Below are 5,625 nucleotides of genomic sequence, written 5' to 3'. Positions count from 1 at the left end.
AAGGTTATTTTGTTACTGTTCACTGGTCAATGTCATTTAGTTAATTTTCAAGGTTAGATCTTATACATGAGGTCTAACCTCTTTTTTAGTTTTTCCCTAAATAGGGGTTGACACTTCAACTCAAATGTGCGGCCGCTCTCACTACTGATTGGTTTTTAGAAGTAGTGAGAGCGGCCCTTGTAGTTAAAGAAGCATCTGCACGATGCAAATACAACTACAAGGAGATTTTTTTATGCTACAAAACCAAATCAAAACCATATTTAAAAGGGCACTGAAAAAGTCTGATTCTAAAAAAGAATTGGGCTTTTTTGTGAAAATTTCGGTCGCCCGGCAAAGGAACCAGAAATGATGTTTAAACTGCTTTTCCTGAAAAAACTGTACGATCTTTCTGACGAAGCCCTGATTAGCAGCGCCCAGACGGACATGGCATATAAATTTTTCCTTGACCTGGAACCAGAAGCAAAAATGATAGATCCCAGTCTTCTCACAAAATTCAGAAAAACTCGTATTACAGAAGATATTCTGGAAGAAATGTTAAAAGAAACCATTCAACAGGCTTTGGATAAAAATCTGATCAAATCGGGAACCATTATCGTTGATTCCACCCATACAATTGCTTCTGTCTGGGCAAAATCTCCAACGCAGATTCTGCGGGATATGAGCAAACAACTTCGGAAAGAGGTTTATAAAACAGCTTTTGAATTATCAGAGCGATTTCCTGAGAAACCCTCTTTGGAAGCAGGACTGGATGAAGAAATTGCCTATACTAGGGAACTACTCCAGGTTCTGGAGGAAGGAATAAAATCCTGTGGAAATAAAAAGATACAGAAACTTTCTCATGAAATGAAAGAACTACTAGAAGATGAGCGGCTCAAAGAGATCCGATCCAAAGATGATAAAGATGCACGGTTTGGACATAAAACGGCAACCAGTACGTTCTATGGATATAAGAATCATCTTGCGATGACTGAAGAACGTCTCATTGCGGGGATCACTGTAACAGATGGAGGAGCACCAGATGGGCAGGAATTACCAAAACTGATAGAAAACGCGAAGGAAAATGGAATAAAAGTTACAGAAGTTATAGGCGATATGGCATATGTCAGTGATGACAATCTGGAAGTCTGCGGAAAAGAGATTACATTGATTGCCAGAACCAATACAGCAGTAGCTGCTGCAGCAAACGGGAACCTTGAGGAAGGTTTCTGCTTTAATAAAGATGCTGGGATGCTGCAGTGTCCTGCCGGAGAGCTTTCCACGCGTGTAGAAAAAAGAACGGCAAAAAATGGGAATACTTATTTAAGATATATATTTAGCAAAGTAACGTGTCGGAAATGTCCCCAAAGAGAAAAATGCCGTGTAGGAAGATCAAACGCTAAAACAAGAAGCTACAGTATCACGCAAGCAAGCGAGAAAAATCTTGAAAGGCTTAAATTTGAAGAAAGCGAATATTTTCAGGAGCGAATGAAGATTCGGCACAGGATAGAAGAAAAGAATGGAGAACTAAAGGAAGCTCACGGTTTGCGTAAAGCAGATTCGAGAGGTTTATTTGCTATGCATCTGCAAATGTATTTTACGGCATTTACAGCAAATGTAAAACGAATAGTAAGATTAGATGAGCTGGCTATGGAGTAAACCATAGCTTTTTATGATTTTCCTAAGTAAAGATTTGAAAATAATATAAAAGAAAAACTTCCACTTAAGAAGAAATGGAAGTTTTTCAGTGCCCTTCAAATACAAGGGGTGTGGCACTTTTATCTGCATACACGAAACATAGTAATGTTTTATCTCCGCTTACTTTTTTCTGAATTCCTTTCATTTTCCGTTTTGTTATGAATTGATAGTCTGTTCTGAATCCACAGGTTTCGTGGAGATCGTCAGTGATTTTCTGACGTTCATATACCGGCATGAAACCCTGTTTTTCTACATCTGCAAATTTTATGTCTTTTAAAATATGGAGCAATTGTTCTGTAGTATAAGTTCCTTTCAAAGCGCGGTTTAATAACCGGATTTGTATAGGACTGAGTGATATAAAAGGACTCGGAATTTTTTGATTTTGATGTTGTTATACGCACAATAATTACCGCTTCCACTGTTATAGTACATATCACTAAATATTACTATATAATAAAAATAAAAATTTGACAAAAAAATAAGCCTGTTTCAAGGCTTTGCGGTACTTTTTTGAATTTCAATGTGTCAAACTCCCGTGTAACAAGAAAATAAAAAATATAAAGTTTTAGTTGTTGCCCGTTATCTTTTCTGATATAATAAGTCCAAATCTTAATACTCTGCCGTGATAAAATGTGAAACTGTCACGAAGGAGGCTAAAAGGAGAAACTACAAATGAAAGAAAAGAAAGAACGGGCCAAACGTCTGCCCACTTTTGCGGAATCGATCACACCGATCGTCGCAATGCTCCTGATCCTTACCATCGGAAAAGGCGTATTCGGCTACAGCACAGAGCCGCTTCTGATCATGGTAGCTGCAATCGCAGCATTTATCGCGTTCCGTGTAGGCATTACCTGGGATGAGATGATGGATGAGATCTGCACCAAGATTGCAAAGGGCATGCCTGCCATCCTGATTCTTGTATGTGTTGGCGCTATGGTTGGTACCTGGATGGCATCCGGTACCATTCCGATGATGATTTATTACGGCGTCCAGATCGTAAACCCGAAATTCATGCTGGTTACCGCGTTCCTGATCGAGGCAGTGGTTTCGGTTGTTACCGGTACCTCCTGGGGTTCCGTTGCAACCATGGGTGTTGCCCTGATGGGAATCGCAAGCGCCCTTGGCGTATCCCTTCCGGCTACTGCAGGCGCCTGCATCGCAGGTTCCTACTTTGGTGACAAGATGTCTCCGCTGTCCGATACCACAAACCTGGCTCCGATCGCGGCAGGCAGCACACTGTATGAGCATATCGGACATATGTTCTACACCACTGTCCCAGCAACCATCGTTTCCCTGGTGGTATATGCCATTGTTGGTATGAACGCAGATGTAAGCGCAGATATTACTTCTGACACCGTTACTACTTTATTAAGCCAGCTTTCTTCCATGTACAGCTGGAACCTGCTGATCATCATTCCGGTAGTGATCGTGCTGGGCGGCTCCCTGCTTCAGAAGCCAACCATTCCGGTTATGCTTCTTTCTACTTTTGTAGCAGGCTTGGAGAGTGTCTTCATTCAGCACGTAGCGTTAGGAGATGTGTTAAAGGCAACCGTAAACGGTTTTGATGTATCCATGATCCACCGTGCAGGATTTGACACCGAGACCTGTTCCGAGGCCGTAACCAAGCTGTTAAACCGCGGCGGTATGAACGGCATTATGAGCACCACACTTCTGGTATTCTGCGCATTCTGCTTCGCAGGTATCATGAGCCGGGCTGGCTGTCTGGATGTGGTACTCCAGAAGATCTTAAGCGTGGCAAAGAGTACCGGTGCGCTGATCACCGCAACCGTTGCAGCCTGCATTACCATGGCACTGACCACCGGTAACTCTTACCTTGCCATTCTGATTCCGGGCGAGATGTTCCGTGACGCTTACAAAGAGCGCGGGCTTGCGGCAAAGAACCTGTCCAGAACCCTTGAGGATGCCGGTACCGTAGTTGTACCGCTGATCCCGTGGTCCGCAGCAGGTGCTTACATGGCTTCCACCCTTGGCGTAGAGACTTTGGATTACCTTCCATGGGCAATCCTGTGCTACACCGGCTGGATTTTTGCAATCATCTGGGGCTTTACCGGATTTGGTATTGCCAAGCTCGATGATGAGAAGAAAAAGGAGAACTAAATACGATGTCCAGAGTGCTTTTGATTAAAAACGCGAATCTGTATGATCCGGATCCAAAAGGAATCCGTGATATCCTGATCGTAGATGAAAAAGTATTTTCTGTGGCAGAACACATCGATCCACCGGAACTTTCTGCTCCGGTGGAAGTTGTTTCTGCAGATGGAAAAATGGTAATTCCTGGTTATGTGGACCAGCATGTTCATGTGATTGGCGGGGGCGGCGCAAAGCTTCTGGTTACACGGCTTTCTTCCCTGCATGAGGAAGTGCGTGATGCTGTAAAGGCAGGGGTTCCGGTGGAAAAAGCCATCCGCATCTGCGGGGAGAACCCGGCCAGAGCCAACGGATTATTCCCGAAAAAGGGCTGCATCCGTCCGGGCAGCGACGCGGATCTTGTGATCCTGGATGAGGAATTTCTGGTAGATACGGTATTTGTCCGTGGACAGAAAATGGTGGAGTATGGAAAAGCACTGGTAAAAGGCACCTTTGAGACAGACTGACAGAAGCTTTGAAATAGAAAAGCGGAAAAGAAAGAGACAGGAGAATTGACATTATGATCAAGTTACTGAAAAACGCGAATGTGTACGCACCGGAGAAACTGGGAAAGAAAGATATCCTTATTGAGGGGGAAAAAATCCTTCTGATGCAGGATACTATTGAGGGATATGAGGGACTTCCGGGAGTGGAAACCTATGATCTGGAGGGAAAGACCGTTGTTCCGGCTTACATTGACATGCACGTGCATATCACAGGCGGCGGCGGAGAGCAGGGGCCGGCATCCCGTGTACCGGAATCCCAGCTCAGTGAATTCTTCAAAAATGGTATTACCACGGTAGTCGGACTTCTGGGAACCGATGGCGTAACCCGCAGTGTGGAAAATCTGGTCGCAAAAGCTCGCGCCCTGACCGAAGAGGGCATGACCGTGTACACTCTGACCAGTTCCTATGGTTACCCGCCGACCACCCTGACCGGAAGTGTAGAGCGCGATATCATCCTGGTTCCACCGATGATCGGTGTGAAGGTAGCGGTATCGGACCACAGAAGCTCCAACCCAGGCGGAGAAGAGCTGATCGCGCTGGCTACTGCAGCGCGCAGAGCCGGCTTACTCAGCAATACCCCTGGCCTGGTAACCATGCACATGGGTGACGGAGAGGGAAGACTGGATCCGATTTTCTATGTGCTGGATCATTCCGACGTTCCAGCCAAGAACCTGCTGCCGACCCACATCTTACGCAATCCTGGACTGATTGATGCCGGCGCGGATCTGGTGCGCCGTGGCGGCTACATTGACTGCACCGCCGGCGCCGATGATGTGGAGGTCGAATCCGATGCTCTGAAGCTCTATGAGCTGTTGCACCGCGAAGATGTGAGCCTGGATCATGTAACCATGTCCAGTGACGCGTTCGGAAGCCAGCCGCGCTTCAACGAAGAGGGCGAGTGCATTGGCCTGACCTACGCGTCCCCGAAGTATCTGCACCGTACCATCCAGATCCTGGTAAGAGAGGGCATGCCGCTGGAGGATGCCTTACAGCTTCTGACCAGCACTCCGGCCGTACTCCTTGGCAAAGAAGGAATCAAGGGCTGTGTAGCGGAAGGCGCAGACGCAGACCTTCTGGTACTGGATGAGAATCTCAACATCAACAGCCTGTTTGCCCGCGGCAAGGTCGCTGTGTGGGAGCAGGAAGTGAAGATGAAGGGCAGATTCGAGCAGTAAGGAAAAACATACAGGAGAAGGACTGTGATTGACTTATTGGTGGTGCTTCTGCTTATGGTGGTACCGGTACAGTTCCTGGTGTTATCATTGGTGCACTTCTGATGGGTGTTCTGAATCTTGGC

The 5,625-nt window shown here is 46.0% G+C and carries 5 protein-coding genes; 4 read left to right on the top strand and 1 reads right to left on the bottom strand.

The window, feature by feature from the left end:
- Positions 1–297: 297 nt before the first annotated feature.
- A complete protein-coding gene (locus tag CK1_RS09495; RefSeq protein WP_227574384.1) occupies positions 298–1,635 on the top strand; it encodes an IS1182 family transposase in 1,338 nt (445 codons plus the stop codon).
- An 85-nt stretch (positions 1,636–1,720) separates the two neighbouring features.
- Here the strand turns inward: CK1_RS09495 and CK1_RS09490 are convergent, their stop codons facing one another.
- Entirely contained in the window at positions 1,721–1,990 is a 270-nt protein-coding gene (locus tag CK1_RS09490) for a hypothetical protein (RefSeq protein ID WP_306288856.1), read from the bottom strand.
- Positions 1,991–2,346: 356 nt separating this feature from the next.
- Between CK1_RS09490 and nhaC the strand changes: the two genes are divergently transcribed.
- The 3 genes from nhaC to iadA are packed head-to-tail and all read left to right on the top strand — an operon-like array spanning position 2,347 to position 5,503.
- Positions 2,347–3,792: a Na+/H+ antiporter NhaC gene (gene nhaC, locus CK1_RS09485; RefSeq protein ID WP_015526033.1), complete on the top strand. Its 1,446-nt coding sequence runs from the start codon at positions 2,347–2,349 to the stop codon at positions 3,790–3,792.
- Positions 3,793–3,797: 5 nt separating this feature from the next.
- On the top strand, positions 3,798–4,289 hold the full coding sequence (locus tag CK1_RS09480; RefSeq protein ID WP_015526032.1) for an amidohydrolase family protein: 492 nt from the start codon (positions 3,798–3,800) through the stop codon (positions 4,287–4,289).
- Positions 4,290–4,342: 53 nt separating this feature from the next.
- Complete coding sequence (iadA, locus tag CK1_RS09475; protein ID WP_015526031.1) at positions 4,343–5,503, top strand: beta-aspartyl-peptidase; 1,161 nt, start codon at positions 4,343–4,345, stop codon at positions 5,501–5,503.
- The last annotated feature ends 122 nt before the right edge of the window (positions 5,504–5,625 follow it).

Source organism: Ruminococcus sp. SR1/5 (assembly GCF_000209835.1).
GTDB classification, from domain to species: Bacteria; Bacillota; Clostridia; order Lachnospirales; family Lachnospiraceae; genus Blautia_A; species Blautia_A fusiformis.
Note: the sequence above shows the minus strand (reverse complement) of the source record. Positions and strands in the feature narration are given on the sequence as shown.